We start from the raw sequence: 273 nt of genomic DNA, 5'->3' as shown, positions 1-273 counted from the left end.
GTCAAGAAGATGCTGGACATCCTATTTTACCAGCAGAGCAGGCGGGCGAATATCCGGTATCACCAGCTCAGCGCCGTTTATACATTTTGCAGACACTTGAACCTGACAGCACGAATTATCATATTCCAAACGTCTTAACGCTTGAAGGAACACTCGAATATGAGCGTCTCAAATCAGCATTTAATCAGTTAATCCAAACGCATGAAATCTTAAGAACGAGTTTTCATATGAATGGGGAAGACATTGTCCAAAGGGTGCATGATTGGTCAGCAT

1 protein-coding gene is annotated in these 273 nt (G+C 42.9%); it reads left to right on the top strand.

The features are described from left to right. The coding region (locus tag AC0IXA_RS27460) for a condensation domain-containing protein (RefSeq protein WP_471814906.1) at window positions 1-273 on the top strand (273 nt) is incomplete at both ends.

The sequence above is a fragment of the Pseudomonas sp. AC083 genome, assembly GCF_979253165.1.
This window is presented reverse-complemented; position numbering and strand designations above follow the sequence as displayed.